At 41.3% G+C, this 24,788-nt stretch carries 16 protein-coding genes; 5 read left to right on the top strand and 11 right to left on the bottom strand.

The window, feature by feature from the left end:
- The first annotated feature begins 31 nt into the window (after positions 1 to 31).
- Together HUW48_RS22985 and HUW48_RS22980 are read left to right on the top strand one after the other, a co-directional pair.
- Positions 32 to 3,580 carry a VCBS repeat-containing protein gene (locus HUW48_RS22985; RefSeq protein WP_182413157.1) on the top strand — a complete coding sequence of 1,183 codons (3,549 nt, stop codon included), beginning with the start codon at positions 32 to 34 and terminating at the stop codon, positions 3,578 to 3,580.
- A 9-nt stretch (positions 3,581 to 3,589) separates the two neighbouring features.
- Positions 3,590 to 5,185, top strand: a complete 1,596-nt coding sequence (locus tag HUW48_RS22980) for an FG-GAP repeat domain-containing protein (RefSeq protein WP_182413156.1) — start codon at positions 3,590 to 3,592, stop codon at positions 5,183 to 5,185.
- A gap of 366 nt (positions 5,186 to 5,551) precedes the next feature.
- On the opposite strand, the gene HUW48_RS22975 is transcribed toward HUW48_RS22980, so the two are convergent.
- Positions 5,552 to 6,654 (bottom strand): IS3 family transposase gene (locus HUW48_RS22975; protein ID WP_220463948.1). Its coding sequence is split into 2 segments (ribosomal slippage): positions 5,552 to 6,393 and positions 6,393 to 6,654, totalling 1,104 coding nucleotides; the frame shifts between segments, so codons are not numbered across the junction.
- A gap of 36 nt (positions 6,655 to 6,690) precedes the next feature.
- Positions 6,691 to 6,990: a hypothetical protein gene (locus HUW48_RS22970; RefSeq protein ID WP_182413155.1), complete on the bottom strand. Its 300-nt coding sequence runs from the start codon at positions 6,988 to 6,990 to the stop codon at positions 6,691 to 6,693.
- An 899-nt stretch (positions 6,991 to 7,889) separates the two neighbouring features.
- Here HUW48_RS22970 and HUW48_RS22965 point away from each other — a divergent pair.
- The 3 genes from HUW48_RS22965 to HUW48_RS22955 all read left to right on the top strand — a co-directional run bounded on the left by HUW48_RS22965 (position 7,890) and on the right by HUW48_RS22955 (position 13,322).
- A complete protein-coding gene (locus HUW48_RS22965; RefSeq protein ID WP_182413154.1) occupies positions 7,890 to 10,175 on the top strand; it encodes a CotH kinase family protein in 2,286 nt (761 codons plus the stop codon).
- Positions 10,176 to 10,674: 499 nt separating this feature from the next.
- Positions 10,675 to 11,859 carry a Gfo/Idh/MocA family protein gene (locus HUW48_RS22960; protein WP_182413153.1) on the top strand — a complete coding sequence of 395 codons (1,185 nt, stop codon included), beginning with the start codon at positions 10,675 to 10,677 and terminating at the stop codon, positions 11,857 to 11,859.
- Positions 11,860 to 11,972: 113 nt separating this feature from the next.
- A complete protein-coding gene (locus tag HUW48_RS22955; protein WP_182413152.1) occupies positions 11,973 to 13,322 on the top strand; it encodes a vanadium-dependent haloperoxidase in 1,350 nt (449 codons plus the stop codon).
- Positions 13,323 to 13,563: 241 nt separating this feature from the next.
- On the opposite strand, the gene aspA is transcribed toward HUW48_RS22955, so the two are convergent.
- From aspA to HUW48_RS22910, 9 genes are all read right to left on the bottom strand, one after another.
- Positions 13,564 to 14,973, bottom strand: a complete 1,410-nt coding sequence (gene aspA, locus HUW48_RS22950; protein WP_182413151.1) for an aspartate ammonia-lyase — start codon at positions 14,971 to 14,973, stop codon at positions 13,564 to 13,566.
- 129 nt (positions 14,974 to 15,102) lie between these two features.
- Positions 15,103 to 15,579 (bottom strand): DUF6644 family protein, encoded by a 477-nt coding sequence (locus HUW48_RS22945; protein WP_182413150.1) that lies wholly within the window; start codon positions 15,577 to 15,579, stop codon positions 15,103 to 15,105.
- 1 nt (position 15,580) lies between these two features.
- The gene (locus tag HUW48_RS22940; protein ID WP_182413149.1) at positions 15,581 to 15,937 is read right to left on the bottom strand and encodes a DUF6152 family protein; all 357 of its coding nucleotides are present in this window, start codon (positions 15,935 to 15,937) and stop codon (positions 15,581 to 15,583) included.
- Positions 15,938 to 16,253: 316 nt separating this feature from the next.
- Complete coding sequence (locus tag HUW48_RS22935) at positions 16,254 to 16,481, bottom strand: hypothetical protein (protein WP_182413148.1); 228 nt, start codon at positions 16,479 to 16,481, stop codon at positions 16,254 to 16,256.
- 316 nt (positions 16,482 to 16,797) lie between these two features.
- Entirely contained in the window at positions 16,798 to 18,504 is a 1,707-nt protein-coding gene (locus HUW48_RS22930; protein WP_182413147.1) for a M28 family metallopeptidase, read from the bottom strand.
- 319 nt (positions 18,505 to 18,823) lie between these two features.
- Entirely contained in the window at positions 18,824 to 19,348 is a 525-nt protein-coding gene (locus tag HUW48_RS22925) for a DUF421 domain-containing protein (RefSeq protein ID WP_182413146.1), read from the bottom strand.
- Positions 19,349 to 19,464: 116 nt separating this feature from the next.
- On the bottom strand, positions 19,465 to 19,914 hold the full coding sequence (locus tag HUW48_RS22920) for a response regulator (RefSeq protein WP_182413145.1): 450 nt from the start codon (positions 19,912 to 19,914) through the stop codon (positions 19,465 to 19,467).
- Positions 19,911 to 22,634 (bottom strand): PAS domain-containing sensor histidine kinase, encoded by a 2,724-nt coding sequence (locus HUW48_RS22915; RefSeq protein WP_182413144.1) that lies wholly within the window; start codon positions 22,632 to 22,634, stop codon positions 19,911 to 19,913. Before HUW48_RS22915 ends, HUW48_RS22920 begins: the two co-directional genes overlap by 4 nt.
- Before the next feature lie 345 nt (positions 22,635 to 22,979).
- Positions 22,980 to 24,668, bottom strand: a complete 1,689-nt coding sequence (locus tag HUW48_RS22910) for a dipeptidyl-peptidase 3 family protein (RefSeq protein WP_182413143.1) — start codon at positions 24,666 to 24,668, stop codon at positions 22,980 to 22,982.
- Between the last annotated feature and the right edge of the window lie 120 nt (positions 24,669 to 24,788).

Raw genomic sequence — 24,788 nt, 5'->3', positions numbered from 1 at the left:
CTGCAAACTCAAAACAGCTTACCCATTTTAAATGAACAAAGTACCTTTTTTAATGCTGGCTATCTTTTCTTTGATAGTTAGTAGTTGCCAGAAAAAATCTGAAACCTTATTCACTCAATTAGACCCCGACGATACGGGTATTACCTTCTCTAACCGCATTCTGGAAAGCGATTCCCTCAATATTTTAACCGAAGAATACATTTACAACGGTGGGGGAGTAGCTATCGGCGATTTCAACGGCGATGGCTTGGACGATGTTTACTTTACCGGTAACATGGTACAAAATAAACTTTACCTGAACCAAGGTAATTTTAAATTTAAAGATATAACTGCTACGGCGGGAGTAACGGGTAACGGTAAATGGTCGTCAGGGGTAGCTGTAGTAGACATTAACCAGGATGGTAGGTTGGATATGTACGTTTGCGCTACTATAAAAAAAGACCCAGCAGACCGGGCAAATATGTTATTTGTGAACCAGGGAAACAATGCAAACGGCGAACCTGTTTTCAAAAATTTAGCCCCACAATATGGCATTGCCGATACTGGCTACAGCACCAATGCGGCTTTTTTTGACTACGACCATGATGGCGACCTGGACTTGTATGTGCTCACCAACGTACAGAATGAAAGTATTCCTACGGTATACCGCCCTAAAGTAAACGATGGTACCTCTCCTAATAACGACCGGCTTTACCGCAATAATGGCAATGGTACATTTACCAATGTTTCTAAAGCGGCTGGTATTATTTACGAAGGTTACGGCTTAGGATTAGCAATCAGTGATATTAATTTAGATGGCTGGCCAGATATTTACGTTACCAACGATTATCTCTCCGATGATTTGCTGTACATCAATAACCACGATGGCACATTTACCAACCGCAAAAACGAATACATTAAGCATACGAGTTTTTCGGCTATGGGCAATAGTGTTGCCGATATTAACAACGATGGATTGGTAGATATTTTGGCCGTAGATATGCTGCCCGAGAATAACAAGCGCAAAAAGTTATTGATGAAAGATAATAACTATGCGGTTTACTTTTATAATAAGCAATATAACTACGATTTTCAGTATGTCCGGAACACCTTGCAATTAAACAACGGGCCGCGGCCAAATGGGGAACCTTCGTTCAGTGAAATAGGGCAATTATCCGGCATTTACCAAACTGATTGGAGCTGGACTCCCTTGATGGCTGATTTTGATAACGATGGTTACCGGGATATTATCATAACCAACGGTTTTCCGAAGGATGTAACAGATCGTGATTTTTCTATTTACCGGAGTGGCCCGGTTAGTCAGGTAGCCAATTTACAAGCTATTGTCGATTCTATTCCGGTTATTAAAATTCCGAACTATGCCTATCACAATAATGGCAATTTAACCTTTGCCGATAAAACTAAAGACTGGGGACTAGGTACGCCTTCCTTTTCTAATGGTGCCGCCTACGCCGATTTAGATAATGATGGCGATCTGGATTTAATAGTAAATAATATTAACGATAGTGCTTTTGTTTACCAGAATCAATTATATGCCTCCAAAAAAAATACGGGTAATAACCACTTTTTGCGTTTAAAATTTGAAGGTGAAAAGCCCAACTGGCAAGGAGTAGATGCTAAAGTGAGCTTATTTTATGATCAAGGGAAAAAGCAATACTACGAGAACACTGCTTACCGGGGCTTTCTATCTTCCGTCGAGAATAAAGCGCATTTTGGGCTAGGCAATGCCACCCACATTGATTCTTTGAAAGTAATCTGGCCAGATGGAAAAATGCAACTGCTGCGTAACGTTAAAATTAACCAGGTGCTCACGTTAAAACAAAGTCAAGCCCGGTCCGCGGCGAACAAACCTGCCATAGATGTAAGCAAGCCGCTTGTTTTTCAGGAGACTGCTGCGCAACACAGTATCCAATACCAACACCAGGAAGACGACAAAATAGATTTTAATATTCAAAAAACCTTGCCGCATAAATTTACCCAATCGGGCCCTGGCATTGCCGTAGGCGATATCAACGGCGATAACTTAGATGATTTTTACGTGGGCGGCTCAGCGGGTAAAAACGGAACCTTCTTTTTGCAACAACCAACAGGTAAATTTAAAGCTTCTACTACCAACTATACTACTCCTAAACCGGAAGAAGATATGGGAATGTTGTTTTTGGATGTAGATAACGACTCTGATTTAGATTTATATGTGGCCAGTGGCAGCTACGAGTTTCAGGAAGACTCGCCCAAATTGCAGGACCGGCTTTATAAAAATAACGGCAAAGGTCAGTTTACCTTAGATACTCAGGCTTTACCGGCCTTACGAACTATTAAGTCTTGCGTAAAAGCCGCTGATTTCGACCGTGATGGTGATTTAGATTTATTTATCGGCGGCCGCGTTATTCCGGGTAAGTATCCTTTGGCTCCGCCTAGTTATATTCTGCGCAACGAAGGCGGAAAATTCATCGATGTTACCCAGCAGGTTTGTCCGGCACTAACCCAATTGGGTATGATAAGCGACGCCTTGTGGTCGGACTTTGATAACGATGGTCAGGTAGATTTAGTAATAGCCGGGGAGTGGATGCCGGTAACTTTTTTGAAGAATAACAAAGGAAAATTACAGAATGTTACGGGTACTACCGGTGTACAAAACCAGACGGGTTGGTGGAACAGTTTAGCTGCCGGCGACTTCGATAACGATGGCGATATTGATTATGTAGCCGGTAACTTAGGTTTAAATAGTAATTATTGCGCAAAACCTAATCAGCCTTTACAAGTTATTGCCAAAGATTTTGATAAAAATGGCAGCATCGACGCGGTGCTTTCTTGTTATTTGAAATCCGAAGATGGCCAGATGCGGCCATACCCCATGCATACCCGCGACGACTTAAACGCGCAATTACCGCGCACCCGCAGTATTTTTGCGCGGTACGGCAATTATGCAATGGCTACTATCGACGATGTTATTCCGGCGAAAGAACGCGAAGGCGCTACTATTTTACAAGCTACTCATTTTGCCAGCAGCTACCTAGAGAACTTAGGTCAGGGAAAGTTTAAAATGCACGAGTTGCCCCAAGCAGTACAGTTTGCACCAGTTTATGGCCTGGTAGCCGACGATGTAAACCAGGACGGTAACTTAGACTTATTATTAGTAGGTAACGACTACAGCACCGAAGTATTCACCGGCAATTACGACGCGCTTATTGGCCTTTATCTGCAAGGCAACGGAACAGGAAAATTTACCCCCTTACCTGCTTCGGAAAGTGGCTTTTTTGTAAACGGCGATGCAAAAGGAATGGCACAGCTTTATACTGGGAAAGGTGAAAAATTAACCTTAGTTACTCAAAACCAGGATAGTTTAAAGGTGTGGCAAACAAGTGCAAGCCTCCATCAGCGAGAAGAAAAAATAATTAATTTACAGCCAATGGATGCAATAGCCGAAATAACCTATACAAACGGCAGAAAACAAAGAGTAGAATTTTATTATGGTCATACCTACCTATCGCAGTCGGCGCGTAAATTAGTGTGGCAACCTGGTATGGCAACAGTAGAAATTAAAGATTTTTCGGGTCGTAGCCGAAAGCTGACTTTTTAGATTCGGAAAATGCGATTGTTCATTTTGTGTTGCTTGGGAATTTGGTTATTTAGCAGTTGTTCAATTAAAAAGAATACCACAGAATCTGGAATAGAGCCGGTAAATTTGCGGGCCGTTTTACCTGATACTACCAAAACAGCGGCCTTGGATGGCAACAACTTAGCGCATGTTTACTGTTCAGCGTGTCATCAGTTTCCAGAGCCGAATTTGCTCCCGAAAGCTATATGGGAAGAGAAAGTATTACCAGCTATGGGGCAGCGCTTGGGCATTGGCGCCAATTTAGGAATGTACGCCCGGATGGCTCCCCAGGAAATAACAACTCTATTAAAAGCTAACATTTACCCGGACAAAGCTTTAATCGCCAAAAAAGATTGGATAAAAATACTTTCTTATTATAAAAGCAACTCCCCCGAAAAGTTACCCGAGCCTAAGCCATTGGCATTAAGTAAACTTTTATTATTCGATGCAATTCCTTTAACTGTAAACAAAGGCCGGTATGCACTTACCTCTTTGCTGCAGTACGAACCTACTACCAAAGAATTGTTAGTAGGCGACCGCCGTAATAAGTTATTTCGGGTGAATGCTCAATTGCACGTTATAGATTCTATTCAGTTAGATACGCCGCCGGTAGCAGTAGTCAGAGCAAAAAACGAGCAGTATAAAGTATTAACTATTGGGTCGCTCAACCCTTCCGATGCGCCCTATGGCCGGTTGTATTCCTGGCAATTAGCTTCTGCTACAAAAGCACCGGTTGTACTACCTCAGCTAACCGATTTGCAGCGACCGGTAAAACTTACTTCTGCAGATTTAAACAATGATAATCAGGAAGATTTAGTGATTTGTCACTACGGCAATCAGCTTGGTAAATTAAGCTGGTACGAAGGTAAACCGGATGGTACATACCAGGAACACTTGCTGAAAAAATTACCCGGTAGCCGGCAAGTTGTTATTCAGGATATGAACCACGATAACCGCCCGGATATTGTAGCTTTGTTTGCCCAGGCAAGCGAAAGCATTTTTATATTTTATAATCAAGGTAATGGGCATTTTGAAGAAGAAAAAGTACTGCAATTGCCACCTGTATACGGATCCAGCTATTTTGAACTAGCTGATTTTAATAAGGATGGTGCTTTGGATATTTTAATTTCGAATGGCGATAATGGCGATTATTCTTTTATACTAAAACCATATCACGGTATTCGTTTATTTTTAAATAATGAACAAAACGAATTTCAGGAAGCTTCTTTTTTGCCTTTACCCGGTGCCTCAATAACCGCCACCCGCGATTTTGATGAAGACGGTGATTTAGATATAGCGGCGATTTCTTACTTTGCCGATTTTGCCCGCCAACCCGAATCAGGTTTTGTGTATTTTGAAAATAAAGGGAATAACACTTTTGCTGGAAAAACTTTTCCGGAGGCGGCTACCGGGCGTTGGTTAACTCTAACCACCGGCGACATAGACCAGGACGGCGACGAAGATATAATGCTGGGTTCTTTTATTTTCGCTACTACCCCCGTGCCGCCACCCTTGCAGGAGCAATGGATTAAAAGTAGTCCCAGTGTGCTAGTTTTAAAAAACCGTTATTCAAATAATTTACATTAATGGGTAAATTAAAGCGTATTCCTGCTTACTTAGTTGCTTGTGTGCATTAAGCCACAAAAAAATTACTAAATTACTATTCTTATGCAGTTGAAATCTTAGCTTGAATTACCGCAAGCCTTATTGTGTCTCGTTTTAAACAACAAATGCCCGGTAAACTCTTATTTACCGGGCATTTGTTGTTTAAAAACAGCTTTAGGGCATTCATTGTATGCGATTCATAACCTCAATACGGGCACGTATTCAAACTAAATTATAGCATCACTGTAAGTACCCCATTTTTGGGACAGTTTGAATGAGACCATTCTCATTATTATTACTATTACTAGGAAGTGGTAATGTGGTAAACTTGGTGGGCTGATTTTGAGTTCAGGGATAAGTTTTCCATATTTCCACTTCTTTTTTCAAGAGCCATTCCCTTGGGGTCAGATTTCCTAAAGCTTCATGCGGCCTACGGGTATTATATTCTTCTAGCCAATTTTCTGTCAGTTGCCGGACTTCCGCCAGTTCAAAAAACAGATAAGCATCTAATATTTCCCGGCGATAACTGCCGTTAAAGCGTTCGATAAAGCCATTCTGCATGGGTTTACCCGGCTGAATATAATGGATGTTAATTTCTTTTTCTTTACACCAGTTCGTAAAATCAACACTAGTAAACTCCGGGCCATTATCTACCCGGATGGCCGTTGGCTTACCGCGCCAGTCAATCAGCTGCTCCAGAGTGCGAATCACTCTTTTGGCGGCAATTGAAGTTGCTATCTCAATGACCAGTGCTTCCCGGTTACAATCATCTAGCACATTCAAGGTCCGAAACTTATTACCTGATGCTAAGCTATCACTCATAAAATCCATGCTCCAGCTACTGTTAATCTCTACCGGCTGCAGCAATGGTTGCTTTACTCGGGTTGGTAGCCTACGTTTTCCTTTTCTCTTTTTGTTGAACTTTAACAGTTTATAGATCCGGTATACCCGTTTGTGATTCCACGGCTGACCGGCTCTTTTCAGATAAGCTAACAGCTTCCGAAAACCATAAGCTGGATGAGCAGCAGCTAACTCCTGCAAGGCGGTAATCACTTCGGAATCATCTTTACAGCTCTTGTAATAAAATTGAGAACGGGTCAGACCAGTTAAGTGGCAGGCCCTGACAACGGGTAAGTCGTAGTCCGAGATGATTTCTGCAGTCAACTGCTTTTGCTGCCAGAGCCCCAACCTTTTTTTGTGATGACCTCCTTCAGGATAGAGTGATCCAAGCTTAAATCAGCATACATTTTCTTTAATCGGGCATTCTCCTCTTCTAACTCTTTGAGCCGCTTTACATCCGAAGCTTCCATGCCGCCGTATTGGCTCTTCCACCGGTAAAAGGTAGACCGGCTAACTTCTAATTCCCGGCAAATGTCTTCTGTCTTCCGACCCGACTCATTTTCCTGCAGTGCTTTGATAATCTGACTCTCGGTAATCCTTGTCTTTTTCATCTTTTCAGTTTTAAAGTATCCATTTTCTGTCTCCTTTCAAACTGTCCGATTTTTTGGGGTACTTACATCACAATACCAATTTTCCAGATCAAATTTCATTTCTTTCTGATCAGGTACCAGATGCAAAATATTTTCGGTAATCGGGTACGCATATTTTTCGGCATTATACTTTTTTATGGGAGTGGCGAAAGTAGCGTAGGTTGTAAAATCAGCGGATGGGTTCAGCTCACTGGTGTCGGCAAAAGCTACTACTTTAGGAAAGCCAAGCTCGGTATCTACCGCTTTCCCGAAAGCCTCCACTTCTTCTTTCTGGTTAAAAATTATATATTGTATCATGCCCATGAGTTCTTATTCAGAATTAATGCAAAAGTAGTTTATTAGTAATTGGTTAATCATCTTAAAGAATAACCAATGTTTTGCATTGATAAAACTTTTACAAAAACAAAGCCAAACGTGCCTGTAAATTTATTATTTACAGCAAGGATATTTAAGACAGATTAGCATTAGCAATTGAAATAAAATAATAGAAGTGCTATAATCCAGCATAGTGTCCAGTACAGCCGTACAATCCGCTTTATCTATATCTAAAATAAAAGCGTTTAATACCTGTTTACTTCTAAGTAAATTTTATTGCGTGGCATTGCTTAGGTGAGCAATAAAATTTTGGTTGGTAATAGAAATAATAAAAATCGTATTAAATTATTTGCTTTAAGTAAGATTTTTTTGTATTTTAATACCAGTTTACAATTCTTAATAATCCAGTTTCAAGATTATATAGTCACCTCATTTTAGTTAATTACCTTCCACCTTTATTGTATTAAAGTAAGTTTTTTGTTGCGATAAAGAGCGTTTTAATTGAAGTAGTTTCTCGAGCTCCACCGTTGAATTAAGGCAAGATCCATTTGCGTAGGAAAACAATATTGCCAACGTATTGTACGCATCTATACTGAGTGAATCTTGTCTTTTTTCCAAACTATTCCGCTTTCCAGCTGAATAGTTGATCCTCAGGTGTTCCCTTGCTTTTTCCTGCTTTCCTCCACCGTCTGATTGTTTAATTACTGCATTAAGCCTTCGCGTATTAACATTAATAATATAAAAGCGAAGCTTATTTACGCTACGTTCTAGGTTGTTTCTGTTAGTTTAATTAGGAAGATGATTAAGCTAACACCGCCTCAGTGAAAAGAAAAATACAAAGGAGAAATTAATATTCATTCAGCATTAGTATTCTTTCACTCATGAAAAAGCATTTACCTATTTTGCTCTTTTTTCTGGTTTTGCCTTTATTGGCCGCAAGTCAAAGTCTAACTTTTTCCACTGGCCGGGGATTTTACAACAGCCCGTTTCAACTTACTATTAGTTCCAGTATAAGTGGTGCTGTTATCCGGTATACTACTAATGGTACCGCACCTACCACCACTTCCGGTACTATTTATTCAAAAGCTATTCCTATATCAACCACTAGCGTTATTCGGGCAATTAGTTATAAGGGTGGAACTGTTACTCCCGTAGCTACTCATTCCTATATATTTTTAAACGACGTACTGCGTCAGCCGGCAAAGATTGCTGGTTGGCCTAACCACGATTATGCCATTAATTCTGGTACCGGTATGGCTACTCATGACTATGAAATGGACCCCAATGTTGTAAATAATTCTGCTTACAAGGGCCTCATTAAACAAGGCATGACCTCTATTCCCACCATGTCGCTGGTTTTAGATAAAAATGAGTTCTGGGATTTATACGAAGGAGATGAAACGTACCAGGCTTCCGTAGAAATTTTTTATCCGGATAACACCAAGGAACAATTTACCACTGGTTTAGAATCGCACAGTCATAATCGCTTAAAACGTGCTTTAAAATTAAATATTAAATCTACTATTCATTCCAATATATTTAAGAAAGCGCCCTTAAATGGCGCAAAAGCAGCCACAACCTTTAAGGATACTAAAATTGTACTTCGGTCAGGTAATAACCGGTCCTGGGCCCGGGCCTTTAACCAGAACCGGACTTGCTATACGCGCGATGAATGGTATCGGGCTTCCCAGTTAGCGGTATCGGGAGTAGGAGGCAGAGGTAATTTTGTGCATTTATATATAAACGGATTGTATTGGGGCCTTTATAACCCGGTAGAGCGATCTGATGCAGGCATGCTTTCTAGTTATTTTGGGGGAGCGTTTGATGATTGGATGGCTTTAGACGATGATGGTATCCGGCACGGCGATCCTACCCGGTTTAATTACTTAACCAACACTTTGATTAAGAAGGATATGAGCAATGCGACTAATTATGCACAATTAAAAAAGTACCTGGATGTAGAGAAGTTTTGCGATTACCTGATTGTAACCTGGATGACCGGAATGTCGGACTGGCCAAACAATAATTTTCATGGAGGCAACCGTAACGTACCCGCGCAACCATTTATGTACTTTGCCTGGGATAATGAATATTCCTGGGATGTTTCTTTTGGTTCTAATCAAGGCGCGTGGGTACATCCTCAATTCCGGAAAAATACTGCAGGCTCCTCTACTATTGCTAAGATCTGGCATTCGGCCAGTAAAAGCAGTGAGTTTATGCAGGTATTTGTGAATCGGGTAAATAAAAACTGCTTTAATGATGGCCCGCTAACCGATGCAAATTCGCGGGCTCGTTGGGCCACAATAAATAATTATATTAACACTGCTATTATTGGAGAATCAGCCCGCTGGGGCGATGCCCTGGAAGACGGAGTAACGCGCACCCGTAATACGCATTGGAAACCCGAAGTAAACCGGGTAGATGGGTTAATGAACGGTAATGTAAGTCGCTTTATTAATGCGCTTGCTGCCCAAGGCTACTATCCTAACTCCAATGCAAAGCAGCAAATAACAAGCTTTACTTTAATTAATGCTACTACAAACCAGCCCATCCGAACTATGGTGCCCGGCGAAATGATTAATATTGCCAGCATAAAAAATTTAAATATCCGGGCAAATACAACTCCGGGCAATGTAGGAAGCGTAAAATTTGCTTTAAGCGGTAAACAAATCAAAAATAGTACAGAAACAGTAGCTCCTTATGCGTTGTTTGGAGATAATAATAGTAATTATCACGACTGGACGCCAGCTGTAGGTAGCTATACCTTAAAAGCTACCCCGTATACTTTAAGTGGAGGCAGTGGTACGGCGGGTACCTCTTTAACTATTTCCTTCAGTGTAATAAATAAGGCTCCGGCAATTAGTAGTACGGCGGCGCTGGCAGAAGTACCTGAAGAAACAAATGCTCCAATACAACTATTGGCTTATCCCTCTCCTTCTCCCCGCGGGTTACTGCAAGTTAAACTAACGGAGAAAATAGAAGGCCCGTTAATGTATACCTTAGTATCGGCAACCGGTGCAAAATTAACAGCCGGCGAACTTTCTCTTAGCCAACCAACCTCGGTAGTATCCTTTGACTTTACGCGGCAGATGAAGGAAGCAGGTTTGTATTATCTACATTTAAAAAGTAATAAAGTAAACGGGACGATAAAAGTTATGCGGCAATAAGGAAGATATAATTTCAGGAATAAGCGGACAAATAAGTAAATTGGCAAATTAAATGATAGATAATAAGTGGGGAAAAAGCACCCCTCCTAAGTTTAGGAGGGGTAGGGGTGGTTGTTTTTCCACTAAAACTACGCGTGAGAATGTATATTTATTTTGTCCAGGTACTTAGATGAAGGATAGCTAGTGAAAATTACAGGATTCTGATAAATTTAAGTTCGTCCAGGAAAACCTTTAGAAAAATTTCTAAAGGTTTTTTTTTATTCCTTATCCTGAACCAGGAGATATACTAATAAAATATTAGAGAAAAGCTTTAAATTTAAGTTGGGTTAACAGTACCGTCAGGAAAACTTTCAAATAAAGAAGCATAAAGAAGCAAGTGCAGGAAATCTGATTCTGGTATTTGAAAAAGCAAAGAATAAGAATTACAATGCACCTGAAAATAAAAGAATCTTTACTACGTGTTATAAATTAAATTGGGCGAAGAATAAAGTATTACATTATGAAAAAAATACAGGTTAACCGTCGCAGGTTTTTAAAAGATACTGTTACCGGAGCTGCCGGAATTGCCGGTCTGGCAGCTTTTCCTGCTAATGTAGTGGCGGCCTCCGAACGGTTTGTTACCGAGCCGGTGAAGGCTGAACCAGAGGCGAATTCTAAATCCTGGGCAGCTCCCCGAATTAAGTTTGCAGCTATTGGACTTAACCATGGGCATATAAATTCGCAGGTAGAGGCCGTTATCCGGGGTGGTGGGCAGTTGGTGTCTTTTTTCGCGAAAGAAGCAGATTTAGCAGCGGCTTTCCAGAAAAAATATCCCCAGGCCAAACTCGCTCGAAGCGAAAAAGAAATTCTGGAAGATCGTTCCATTCAACTGGTAGTTAGTGCTTCTATTCCGGATGAGCGGGCTCCTTTAGGAATCCGGGTAATGCAGCACGGGAAAGATTTTATGGTAGATAAGCCTGGTATTACTACTTTGGCTCAACTCGCCGAGGTGCGCCGGGTGCAAAAAGAAACCCGGCGGATTTATTCTATCATGTACAGCGAACGCTTAGAAAACCGGGCCACCGTAAAGGCCGGCGAATTAGTAAAAGCGGGCGCTATTGGTAAAGTAATTCAAACTATTGGGTTAGGGCCGCACCGCATGAACCTGTCAACCCGCCCGGATTGGTTTTTCGATAAGAGTCGTTTTGGGGGCATTATCTGCGATATTGGTTCCCACCAATTTGATCAATATCTTTTTTTTACCGGCTCTACCCAAGCCGAAGTAGTAGCGGCGCAGGTCGGCAACTTTAATCATCCGCAATATCCAAAATTCGAAGATTTCGGCGATGTAATGCTGCGCGGTAACGGTGGTGTTGGCTACATTCGGGTAGATTGGTTTACCCCCGATGGACTTAAAACCTGGGGCGACGGACGGTTGACTGTTTTAGGAACGGAAGGCTTTATCGAAATCCGGAAAAATATTGATATTGGCGGCAGAGAAGGAGGAAATCACCTTTTTCTTACCGATCAAAAAGAAACCCGCTACATAGATTGCAGCCAGGTACCTCTACCTTATGGTGAGCAATTAGTAAATGATGTCTTAAACCGGACGGAAACCGCTATGAGCCAGGAGCATTGTTTACTAGCTACCGAATTAGCCTTAAAAGCACAGCAACAAGCGCAACCTATTAATCATCCTAAATAAAACTATATTGATTAAGGAAGAAAAGTAAAATTAATTCGCCTAGCGGTACTACTTCTATTTTACTTGGTTTATTTCCAGAAAATTATGTAGATTTATCATTCGATTTTTTTACAATGAAACAATTTTCCTGTATTCTTTTAACCTTTATTTTGGTTGGTTTTAGCGCCTGCCAACCAAAACCCAACCCAGCCGGCTTAGATGCATTTACCCGGTTTCAGTTAGCCGATTGGAACAAGCAGTTGAGCCATATTATTATTACGGATATTTTTTCGCCGCCGGTTGCCAGTCGCATATATGCTTACACCAACATTGCAGCGTACGAAGCATTGGTACCGGGCTATCCGGCTTGCCAATCGCTGAGTGGCCAGCTAAATGGTTTAGAAAACGTACCCGCACCCGAGTCAGGTAAGGAATATTATTTTCCGGTAGCTAGTGCCGAAGCTTTTGCTACGGTAATGAAAAAGTTAACTTTAGTACCTGCTAATACCGAGAAATTCGAAACCGATTATTTAAAACAAATTAAAAAAATCGGCATTAAACCCGAAGTGCTGGAAAATTCGCTGGCCTACGGAAAAAAGGTAGGGGAGCATGTTATTGCCTGGGCATTAAAGGATAATTACTTAGAATCCAGAGCTATGCAGCGGCATATGTTATCGCAGAAAATAGAGGAGTGGCAGCCCACGCCACCCGATTACATGCCCGCCATAGAACCGCACTGGAACACTATCCGGCCTTTTGTAATGGATTCGGCGGCCCAATGCAAACCACAAAAACCTACCTCATTTGATACTTTGCCCGATTCTAAATTTTATAAAGAAGCCAAAGAAATTTACATGCTGGGCGAAAACTCAGATGAAGAAAAGCAACTCATTGCCAAATTTTGGGACGATAACCCGAATGTTTCTTACACCAAAGGGCATATTACTTACTTCAAGCAGAAATTAACTCCCGGCGGACATTGGATTACCATTACTTCTAATGTTTGTAAAGCGAAAGAACTAAATCCAATGGAGCAGGCCGAAGCGTTTGTGTTAGTTACTGCTTCGCTGGCCGATGGTTTTATTAGTTGCTGGGATGCCAAGTACAAATACGTGCACATTAGGCCCGAAACTTACATTGAAAAATACATCGATCCGGAATGGGACCCAATATTGCAAACTCCACCTTTTCCGGAATTTCCGAGTGGGCACAGCGTTATTTCGGCGGCTGCAGCTACGGCGCTTACTAACCTGTTTGGCGATAATTATGCCTTTACTGATTCTACGCAACTAGTTATTGGCTTGCCCGTTCGTAAATTTAAATCTTTCTACGACGCTTCTGACGAAGCTGGAATAAGTAGGATGTACGGTGGTATTCACTTTAGACCGGCAAACGAGTACGGGGCGCAAGAAGGTAAAGAAGTTGGTAACTTAGTTTACCATAAATTAAAAACCCGTAAAAACGGCCAAGTAGCTAAATTATAATTGTTCATTTAAAATTAAGCCCCGTTACAAACCTAAACTAAGTTTGGTTTGTAACGGGGCTTTTTATTTTATCTGCGGTTAATATATGATACTAATGGTTTATCAAAAATTATATAAACATTGGGTATCAGAAAAGTGAAATAAGTACTTTAACGAAATTAGTTTCGATTATGCCTTAACTAATTAATTGCTAATAATTTATTTGTCGAACAACTAATAACGAACAACTACTTAGGTTCTTTTACCCCGTTACAAATTTTGGTTTAATTAAATTATCGAAGGAGTACAGTTCATCCCATTTTTCCTGCGTAATCAATTGTCGCTCTTTTACTACAATCTGGTAAATGGATTTGCCGGTTTGTAGCGCTTCTTTGGCCGTAGCAGCGGCGGTTTCGTAACCAACAATAGGATTAAGCAAGGTTACAATACCTACGCTGTGCATCACCATTTCCTGGGTGCGGGCGCTGTTAGCAACAATGCCCAACACGCATTTTTCGCGCAGTGTATAACAAGCATTGGTCATGTAACTAATAGAAGTAAACAACGAAAATGCAATAACCGGCTCCATTACGTTTAATTGCAACTGACCAGCCTCGGCAGCCAGCGTAATAGTAAGATCGGCGCCAATAACGTAATAAGCGGTTTGGTTTACTACTTCCGGAATAACCGGATTTACTTTACCGGGCATAATAGAAGAACCTGGTTGCATTTGGGGCAAACTAATTTCGAACAAACCGGTACGCGGGCCCGAAGAAAGCAAACGCAAATCGTTGCAAATTTTAGAAATTTTTACAGCTGTGCGTTTTAATACCCCCGAAAGCTGCACGTACGCGCCGGTATCAGAAGTAGCTTCAATTAAATCAGGTGCCAGGTACAAAGGCAAACTGGTTATTTCGGCTAAGTATTTTGTAACCAACTCGGGGTAGCCGGCGGGGGCATTAACGGCGGTACCAATAGCGGTGGCACCCATGTTTATTTCGGCAATTAATTGTTTGGCATCTTCCAAGCGGCCTACTTCTTCGGCTAAAGTATTGGCAAATCCTTTAAACTCATCACCCATCGACATAGGTACCGCATCCTGAAGTTGGGTACGACCCATTTTTAACACATTCTTGAATTCCACGCCTTTCGCTTCAAAGGCGGCAGATAAAGCGGTAAGCGACTGCGTGTAAGCAGTTAGTTTATTAAGTAAAGCAATCCGGAAAGCAGTGGGGTAGGCATCGTTGGTAGATTGCGAAAAATTAACGTGGTTATTGGGGTGGCAATACTGGTAATCGCCTTTGGCGTGCCCCATCATTTCCAGAGCAATATTCGCGATTACTTCGTTGGCGTTCATGTTTACCGAAGTGCCCGCTCCCCCTTGAATCATGTCCGACGGAAACTGATCTATAAATTCTCCGGCAATAACACGGTCGCAGGCTTTTATAATAAAATCCGCAATTTGCGGATCTAATACTCCTAATTCGCGGTTCGCCAACGCGGCCCCTTTTTTTACATAAGCTAAGGCTTGCACAAAAAATGGTTCCTGCGAAATACGTTGGCCGGTAATATTAAAATTTTCGAGAGCCCGAAAAGTTTGAACGCCATAATAAACTTCGGCCGGAATTTCTTTTTCGCCGATAAAGTCGTGCTCAATGCGCGTGTTATTCATAATAAAGCTTAGGTCAGTCTATAGAAATAATAGCTTAAAAGATTAGAGATTGTTTTAATACTTCTTAACAATTATTTAGTTGCATTATCCGCCACGTAGCCCGTACGAACCAACTGTTGCTTATCTAAGTTAATATGCCAGCAGGCGGCCACAGGCAATTACCACTGTCCAGAGAATAAGAGAACAAAGCGCTGAAAGCTTAGCCCGGACCGGAAGAAAATAATTTTTATCCGAAGGGTTTAAAGCAGGAAAAGTTTGGGTATGAAACACCAGGGCATTTAAGCCAGCTAATACTATGGCCGCAATTTTAAGCCAAAAAGTAAAATCCTGGCCTAAGGCAACAGCATTGGTACTAAAAAGTAAAATTCCCGAAGGTACTATTAAAATAAGGCCACGGCGAGACCAGGTAAGCAAGTGATTAGCTAAGCCAACTACGGGCAAGTGCCGGGAAAATCCTAGGAGCCGCAAGTCAAAAAGAAATGCCGCCCCAACCAGCAAAGCAATACCAATAATATGAACTATTTCGAGGGCTGGATACAGCCACGACGACCGGCGAATAACAATAGCCAAAGCACTATGCTCCAGCCAGTCTAGCCAATTTACCATACTATCGGCGAAGTTCGTATTTTTCTTTACCTACAAAAATGCGCTCGGCCCGCATTTCGTCTTTCTTTTCTTTGTGCGGATAGCCTACCACGTGCAGTTGATTTCCTTTAGCTAATTTAGCCGTTGGAACGCCCCGTTCCTGTATACGGCTGGTTGGTGCCAGTACAACGGTCCAGACTTTTTTATCTTGTTGCACTTTCACAATAGCATGGGGGTTCTCGAACGTAAATTCCTGAATAGTACCTGTAAAATCAATTGTTTTATCCTGGTCGTAATCGGCCCAACCATGATGAAAAAGAGTAAAGGAAGTAATTACTAAAAAAATAAGAGCGGCAACACTTTTTCGGAGTAAAACCATGGCTGATTAACTTTTAGTGAAAAATACTTTTAAGTAAAACGACCATTTCTCGCCGTAAAGTATTATGTAAGGTAAGTAAAAGTTGTACAAGCACCAAGGGAAGTTTACCAGCAAAAAAATAGAAATGTAATCTTAATAAGGAAGGTACGCGCCAGGTAGTTAATTAAGTTATGAAATAAAAGTGACTTAGTAGAAATGCATAAAGTCGGAATTGTTTGGCCGATTACTTATACAGTTTGCAGGGTAATAAGTACTAATAAAAAAGCCTTGCTCCCGATAAGGAGCAAGGCTGAAGCTTCAAAAGAAGTAAACTTTTTTATTTAGTACCAGTCGAATCAACAACGCCGTCTTGAACGGGTTGATCTTGAACTACAGCGGTATCACCTTCGGTAGGAGTAGTGGCCGAATCAAGTTCAGCACCTGCTGCGTCAATGGCACTTTCTGTGGTAGTTTCGGCGTTCTCGGCTTTTTTAGAGTCGCAAGAAGCAAAGGTAAAAGAAAGAGCGGCAAACGCTAAAACCGAAATTTTGGTCAGATTTTTCATACTAATTTATTAAAAGAGATTATTGTCAATTTTGGGTTTAATACCTTATTCGCTTAAAGGTAACCCAAACTGATGTTTTTATTTTAAAATGAAGAGTAATACAATTTGCTAATCAGCAACTTTGCCCCCGTTTCCAAACTAACCATTAAAACTGGTATTCAAACCATGAACGCCGACTTAATAGATCCGCTGTCTTTAAAAAAGTAATTTTTGCTAAATATAGTTACTCCATAATGGATAATTAGGAAGCCAGAATAAAAAAGCCTGAATAAATTATCTTTATTCAGGCTTGAGGTTGAAGATGGAAAACTAAATGTTACTGCTGTTTAAGCATGGCTTCTCGTTTGGCTTTAAACTCGGTGCCGGGTTTCCATTCAGGGTACCTATCACCTTGGGCGACATCGTAACCCACCAGAAAGTACAATTGTAGATCCTGAACGGCACCGGAAAAATCCCAATCGGTTTTAATATCGTCAGATACTTTGTGGTAATCGTTAGCCGTATACGCTTCGGCTTTTTTGCGGAAATAATCTTGCGGCTTGTCTACGGCTTCTTCGCCGGATTCGGCGTAAAGCGCAGGCACGCCTTGTTTCGCAAACTCGAAATGATCGGAACGATAAAACGATCCTTTTTCCGGAGTAGCTTCCGGTACAATTTTCCGGTTTTGGGTTTGCGCCGCCTTAGCTAAAATATCATCTAAAGTAGAGTTGCCATAACCAATAATAATTACATCTTTGGTGCGGCCATAGGCATTGAGAACATCCATGTTAATATCGGCCAGAGTTTTATTAAGCGGATACAAAGGATTAGCCGCGTAATACTTGGAGCCTAATAAGCCTTTTTCTTCGGAAGTTACCGCTAGAAATAAGATGGAGCGTTTAGGTGGTTCGGGCAATTTTTTGTATGCTTCAGCCAATTCGAGCAGGCCAGCCGTACCGGTAGCATTATCTAAAGCGCCGTTGTAAATCTGGTCGCCGGTAAGTTTAAGGTCTTTGCCCAGGTGGTCCCAGTGGGCGGTATAAACTACGTATTCGTCTTTTAATTTGGGGTCAGAACCTTCTAGTTTAGCAATAACGTTATGGCTTTTGAGTTCACGTAAAGTTAATTTTAAATCAAAGTTGGCTTTGGCGGATAAGGCAACCGGTTTAAAATCTTTTTGAATCGCCATTTTTTTAAGTTTAGCAAAATCCTGGCCCGAAGCGGCAAATAATTCTTTGGCTTTATCGGTGGTAATCCAGCTTTTTACGGCTACTTGCCCGGCATTTTTATCTGGCGTTTGAATATCTACGTTTTCGCGGCTGTTGCTGCCCGATACTACTTCGTAAGGATAACCGGCTGGTTCGGTTTCGTGAATAATAATAGCGGCTGCCGCTCCTTTTTCCGAAGCAATTTCATATTTGTACGTCCAGCGACCGTAATACGTCATGGCCCGACCACCAAACATTTTACTATCCAATTTAGAAGTGTCGCTACCATCCGGAATGGGTGGGTCGTTTACCAGCATTACAATGGTTTTGCCTTTTACATCCACGCCTTTGTAATCATCCCAACCATATTCGGGAGCTACAATACCATAACCCACAAATACCATGTCGGAGTTAGTAACAGTAACGCGGGGTTTGTATTGGTGCGAAAAAGCCACGTAATCGTTCGGAAAAGAAAGATTAATTTTCTTGCCGTTCGCGGTAAAAGAAGCGGTAGGCTGAGCTGCAAAACCGTAAAGCGGCACATCTTGTATGTACGTGCCATTGGGGTTGCCGGGAGCTAGCCCTAATTGCTTAAACTGGCGGGTAAGGTAAGCTACCGAAGAATCTTCGCCTTTAGTACCGGGTGCCCGGCCTTCGTAGGCATCCGAAGCCAGTACTTTAGTATGTTTTAGAATATCGTCGGCGGTAAAGCTAGTAAGTGCTGGTTGAATGGCTTCGGTATTTACAGCAGCAGATTCTGCCGGTTTACGATTGTTCTCGCTGCAACCAAATAACCAGGGAAAGCCAGCAAGCGCCACAAGAAAAAGTTTTTTCATAGTTATAAATTATAGTACGAAAAGTAAGTAGAAGAACTTTGATTTTAATTTAAAGTCTGCAAAAATCCTAGCTTTAAAATTTAATTAACTTCTGATTTTACTAAATTAATTACAACTACATATATTAGAGACTATGTAGTATTACAAATAAAAAACAGAAAATATCGCATATGGTGGTATCCTCACCACCCATTATGCTCCTTCCCCGAAATACTTGCCGGTAATTAGTAAACTTTAAAATAATAAACAGATTATTTAATTAAAGAACAGAAAATTATACCAGCCGGAAGAAAGATTCTGGGAATAGAATAAAACTATACTAATCTATATTATTGGTCTGGGGAGGCCTGGTTTTACGGCGGCTAATATGTTGTTGCTTAAAATCGTGGGTCAGGATACTAATATTGCCATCAATTTCTAAAACGGCTAAATCTACTTCGCGTAAATGCTCCACGCCATGTTCCCGGGCGGCTCCCTCTAATTCTGCTATAGACAAATGAACTTTGCGCAAATTTTCGGGTTTTACCTGCCCTCTGTAAATAAGCATAACTGGTTCGCCTTGTAAGAGCTTACTCCAAACGCGCGAACGGTAAATAGTTAATTTTAAAAGGTAGTTGGCTACAAACAAGGCACCTGCTGCTACCAACCCGCCGGCAAGAGTAGTATTAGTACCCACCATTGCATTTTGCACTGCATTGCTGATGAGCAGTATAAATACTAAATCAATAACCGATAGTTGAGAAAGTTCTTTTTTACCAAATAACCGGATGGCTAGGATAATAAATACGTACACTGCTACTGCCCGAAAAGCAACTTGCAGGTAGGTATTTTGTTCTAAATCCATTTAGTAAATCAATTATCCTATTAAAAAGCAGATACGATTAAAAAGTATTTAACAAAAAAGTAAGAATGCTGCGGATATTGCTTTACCATTATAGCAGAAAATATTCCGGAGCCGGGCTAGTTTTCTACAGCGGTAATGTGTTCCGGAAAATACTCCGTCAGTATTTCTTTTACGTCGGCTTCGGAAAGAGATTTGGAATAATGTTTTTTAACCGCTTCGTATTTTTTTAAACGTTCCAGGTCGTAAAAGCTGGCCGAAGAAGTTAACATTAAAATAATTACTTTATTTTTTAAGGCTAAGTCTGCTTGCTGGTACATTTCCAGAAATTCAAAACCATCCATTACCGGCATTTTAATGTCCATAAATACTAAATCCGGACAAGGATGGGTAGCGTGATTTGCTTTATCGCAAGCGTGCGTTAAGTATTCAAGCGCTTTTTCGCCGTCTTTCACCACTTTAATTTGATGAGCGGCTTTTAACTGAGTTAACAAACGATGATTCAGGTAATTAGTAGTGTCGTCGTCATCTACCAGCATTATTAAATCTAGGGGTATAATTTTTCTCATGTACTGCGCGTCCGCTCCTGCTGCTTTAAGTATACTTTAAAAGTGGTGCCGGCATCTACTTCGCTGGTTAATTCTATATGTCCGCCATTGTTCTGTACAATCCGGTTTATAATGTATAAGCCAATTCCGGAACCACCTACATGGTTATGAAAGCGCTTAAACATTTGAAATAGTTTGCCTTTATGCCGCTCTAAGTTAATACCTAATCCATTATCCTGTACGGTTAGTACTATAAATTCATTTTCTTTATCTGTTTTTATGTTTATAACTGGTTTTCGGTGCGGAGAACGGTACTTTATAGCGTTACTAAGTAAGTTGTAGATAATACTTTTAAGATTAACGCGCGAAAAGTAAATAGTAGGGGCTGCCTCAAAATGAGCAATAATTTGAGCATCCGATTCTTTAATTATGTCTTGTATGCTTAACTGAACTTCCTGAATAACATCAGTGAACAAAGTAATTTCCTGATGTTGGTCTAAGTTTTTTTGTACCTGCACAATGTCGGTTAAATCCCGGATGGTAGTATGAAGCTGATCCAGCGATTTATGAAACATGGTTATTAGTATTTCGGCATCGGGTGCTGTAAACTGCGCCGAACGGGTAAGCTCGCTAAAGATGCGCGACATACTTATAATGGGTAATTTTAAATCGTGCGAGGCCGTGTAGACAAAGCTATCTAAATCTTCGTTGGTTTTGCGGAGTTCCTGGTTAATAGTTAATAATTCTTCTTCGGAGCGTTTTTTTTCTTCAATATCGGTGCAGGTTCCAAACCATTTGGTAATGTTGCCGTTGACATCGTGCATGGGGGTAGCCTGCCCTAAAAACCAGCGATAGTTTCCTTCTTTGCTTTTAAACCGATATTCTACTTCGTAAAATTCACCGGTTCGTAGCGAATGTTCCCAGCGGGTTTGAGATCGTTCCCTGTCGTCCGGGTGCAGTAGATTTCGCCACATTTCGGTACCCCGGCTCGCTTCTACATCGTAGCCGGTATAATTAATCCAGCGTTGGTTAAAGTAATCGTGGTAGCCTTGCTGGTCCGTAGTCCAGATAAATTGCGGTATAGTTTCGGCCAGAAATTCAAATCGTTCTTTTTCGGCACGTAGTTGTTTGGTTAGTATTTCGGCCTGCCGTTTAGCTATTACTTGGTCGGTGACTTCAACGGCTAAAATGAGTACGCCTTCTATCCTGTTTTGGCTGTCCCGGAAAGGCTGGTAAGTAAAGCTAAAATAACCTTCTTGTAATTGCCCTTTATTAAGGCGGTCTACCATTACTTTGGTTTCCTGAAAAACGAGGGGCTCTCCGCTGGAGTATACTTGCTTCATTAAGCGGGTTAGGCCTTGTTCCTCAATTTCGGGCCAGGCTGTACCAATGGGTAATCCAATGCATTCGCGGTTACCAAAAAGTTGCTGAATGCCCGGAGTGGCAAAATCAATAATCTGATCTGGCCCTTTTACTAAACAAAAATGCGCCGGAGCCTGCTGGAGCATACGTTGTAGCTTTTCGTCGCGTATTTGCAGTTCTTCCTGAAATCGCTTATGTACGTCAATATCTGTATGCGAACCAATCCATAATATAATTTCATCGTTTTCGTCGCGAATGGGAACTGCCCGGACTAAAAACCAGCGGTATTCGGCACTGCTAACGGAGCGCCACTTGTTCTCCACTTCCAGCGGAGTACCCGTAGTTACTGCATGTTGCCACTTAGTTTGCGTAAGGGTTTTGTCTTCCGGATGAATGTAGTGCTCCCACCCAATTTCTAATAATTCTTTTTGCGATATTCCTAAGTACTCCGACCAACGCTGGTTATAATAATTTACTTTTCCGGTGGGCAAGGCAGTCCAGGTCATGAGGGGCAAGGATTCCATTAAACTGTTAAAGCGGAAAGCGCTTTGCCGGGCATCTTCTTCTGCTTGTTTGGTTTGGCTTATATCAATCATTGCCCCAATCATGCGGTACGGCTTCTGCTGACTATCGCGCAGTACAAATCCCCGGTCTAGTATTTCGGCGAAAGAGCCATCTTTTCGTTTAAAGCGGTACACATCGCTCCAAACTTCCAGGCCATGTTGTATCACCGTTTGTATGCTATGCTCGATACGTTCTACATCCTCTGGATGAATGCGAGAATACTTAGAGTAAACGGTAGGTTCGACATCTTCTTTTTGGTAGCCAAACCGGGTGTTAAAACCATCACTCCAGATAATTTTATTATCCGGCAGGTTCCAATCCCAGATAACATCGTTAATCATTTGCATTGCTACGTGCAGTAACTCTTCGTTAAGCTGGTAAACTTGCTTTTCCTGATAATAGAAGGTAATATCCTTTACCTGGTGAATTATATACTGTATTTCATTAGCCGCATTTTTAACTGGTTTGTTCCGTACTTTCCAATAGCGCTTCTCAAAACCGCCTCCTTGTTCCGCTGGCCGGGGAATATCGTACCGTTGGATAGCCATTTTCTGCGTTCTTTTCTGCTGAAGTACTTGCTGGAGCGATGCCCGTAAATTACTTGCTGCGTTGGCTTCAGAAGCAGCTGGATTATCCGGAAAAACATCAAAAATGTAGTAGTTAATGAGATTCTCCCGCTTCGTTAAGGTTGCTTTTAAATACGAGTTGCTAACTTCAATAATAGTTAAAGCTGGATCTAAAATTAAGTAAAGCCCCGGAAGTTGATGAAAGAGCAATTCTAAATCAAGGGGTGCTCCAGTTTTGGTTGAAGTCATAAAAGATAAACGTACGCTTTCACCAGCACGGCTGTTGGATGGCGGAAAAGCTGCCCAAAGTATAAAATATAATGCTATTATGTACTGACAGGCTTCCGCAAAAGTTTCGCACGTGGGTATTCAAAGGTTCTGAGTGGAATTGTGCTCAAAGTATTATTGTGCTCAAAGTATTGCGGTTGGGTATCAGCTATAAACTATACTAGCGGAATAGCACAACCAGCTAGCCTGCTGTCAATGTAAAAAAAGTAAAACCTACCAGCATACAGGGCAAGAAAAATAACAAGTATAGCCTTGCAGAAGCGTAATGCTTACACTTAAAACGAAAATTTTTCTGGTAATTTAATTTTAAAGCCCTAATACTTCTTTGCCTTGTTCAAAAACCACGTCTACCGGAATTTCCGCTTGAGCTAATAGGTTTAAATCATTTTGCAGTTCCGTACTTATTTTACCTTGTTCGGTTAAAAGTTGCTTTACGCCGGTGTAATCTCCATCTCCCTGTAGGGTGAGTATTTTCTCGGAGAGCTTGTTCATGGCTTGTTCCATTTTTTCAAAATCTACCCGGTAGGTACCAGTAGCGGCATCGCGTACAAAAGCCCCGTTTTGCGCAAAAAAGTTAAACCGCACCATGTTGGCCTGGCCATGGGCACTAGCCGCCCCAAACCGCACCGACCGGAAGATACCCGCCAGGAAAGTAGTATAATAACTTTTTAAATCGCCTTCTATCTGGCCTTTCTTATGAAGTTGCGTAATCATGTACAAACCCAGAATATCCGCTTTGCCTTCTTCCAGCGCCGATCCTTGTTCTTTTAACGCATCGCGCACGGTGCCTTTTTTGTTTATTGTATTTTTAATTCCTAAACCGTGCGCTACCTCATGGAACATGGTGGTGGCAAAAAAAGCATCGAAATTAACAAGTTGTTGCTGATCCTGGGCAATTAAAGTTTGGGTAATTGGCACCATAATTTTATCAAACTTCGCCTGCATGGCGTTTTTTAATTGCAAGCGGCGGGTACCTTTTTTCAGTTGCACTTCTTCGTCGTTGGGCAAATTAATGGCAATGGTTTTACTACCCGAATTGCAATCGCCGGCATAATAGATTACATCGTACGCATTTAAATCGGAATCAGTGCCCGGGGTTTCGGTTTTGTATTTAGCCGGTACGGGTAAGCCTTTTTGCAGTTCCGGCAGAAACGCCGCGTATTTAGCCAGGCGTTTACTCCAGGCCTGGTCTTTCACCAGCACGTAAGCTTCGTGCGCGGCTTTGTAGTTATACAATTTATCTTCGTACACTTCAATTGGGCCAACCACAAAATCAATGGTATTCGTTTTCATATCCATCCAGGCTAAATCGCTGGGTTGGTACTTATCGGTTAATAAAGCTTCGGCGCGTAAAGCCAGGTATTTCTTTAAACCGGCATCTTCTGCTAAACCAGCGGCTTCACGTAGCAGAGACGCCGCTTTTTCTACTTGGGTTTTAAATTGCACATGATAAGGCACCGTTATTAATTTTCCCTGCGCATCGCGGCGCAGAAAAGTGTAGTGGCTTTTTTTATCTTTCAGATTAGCTTTTTCAAATTCGGCTTTGGTTATATCCTTCGGGTAGAAGTTGGCTGTTTCAGGTTTAGGGCCTACACCCGGTATAAAGGGGGCATTGTTTTCCAGCCGGTCCCAAGGTCCATAATTTATTTCTACAAATTTATGGGTAGCCCCATCTTTCACGACGGTTAACAAAGAGTCACGGTTGCCATAAGCTTCGTACCAAAAAAGGTCATCCATTATCTGGGCAATTTCTATCAGCAAGGGCAGCATTTGTTTTTCCTTGGCAGATAATCCGTTTAAATCTGAAGTAAGTTTTACCTGCACATACTTCCCTAAACGTTTGTGAATTGGAGTTACTGAGTTAGTATTGCTGGCTTGGTCTTGATTTGCCGTAGTTGCTTGCTGATTATTGGTTTGTTCTTTTTGATTTTTATTGCAACTCAATAAGCAAAAAGCACTTATTAAAAACAGAATTTGAAAATATTCTCTTTTCATACGATTTAAAATTAATTTTTTCGTAAGATAAATTTTGTTTGGGAATTAACAGATGGTCAACGGCATACATTTTAATAGTAAATCAAGGTCGGCGAATTAAAATTTAATAAATATTTTATT

The sequence above is a fragment of the Adhaeribacter radiodurans genome, assembly GCF_014075995.1.
Taxonomy (GTDB): domain Bacteria; phylum Bacteroidota; class Bacteroidia; order Cytophagales; family Hymenobacteraceae; genus Adhaeribacter; species Adhaeribacter radiodurans.
The sequence above is the reverse complement of the archived record's forward strand: the minus strand, read 5'-3'. Positions and strand labels throughout refer to the sequence as shown.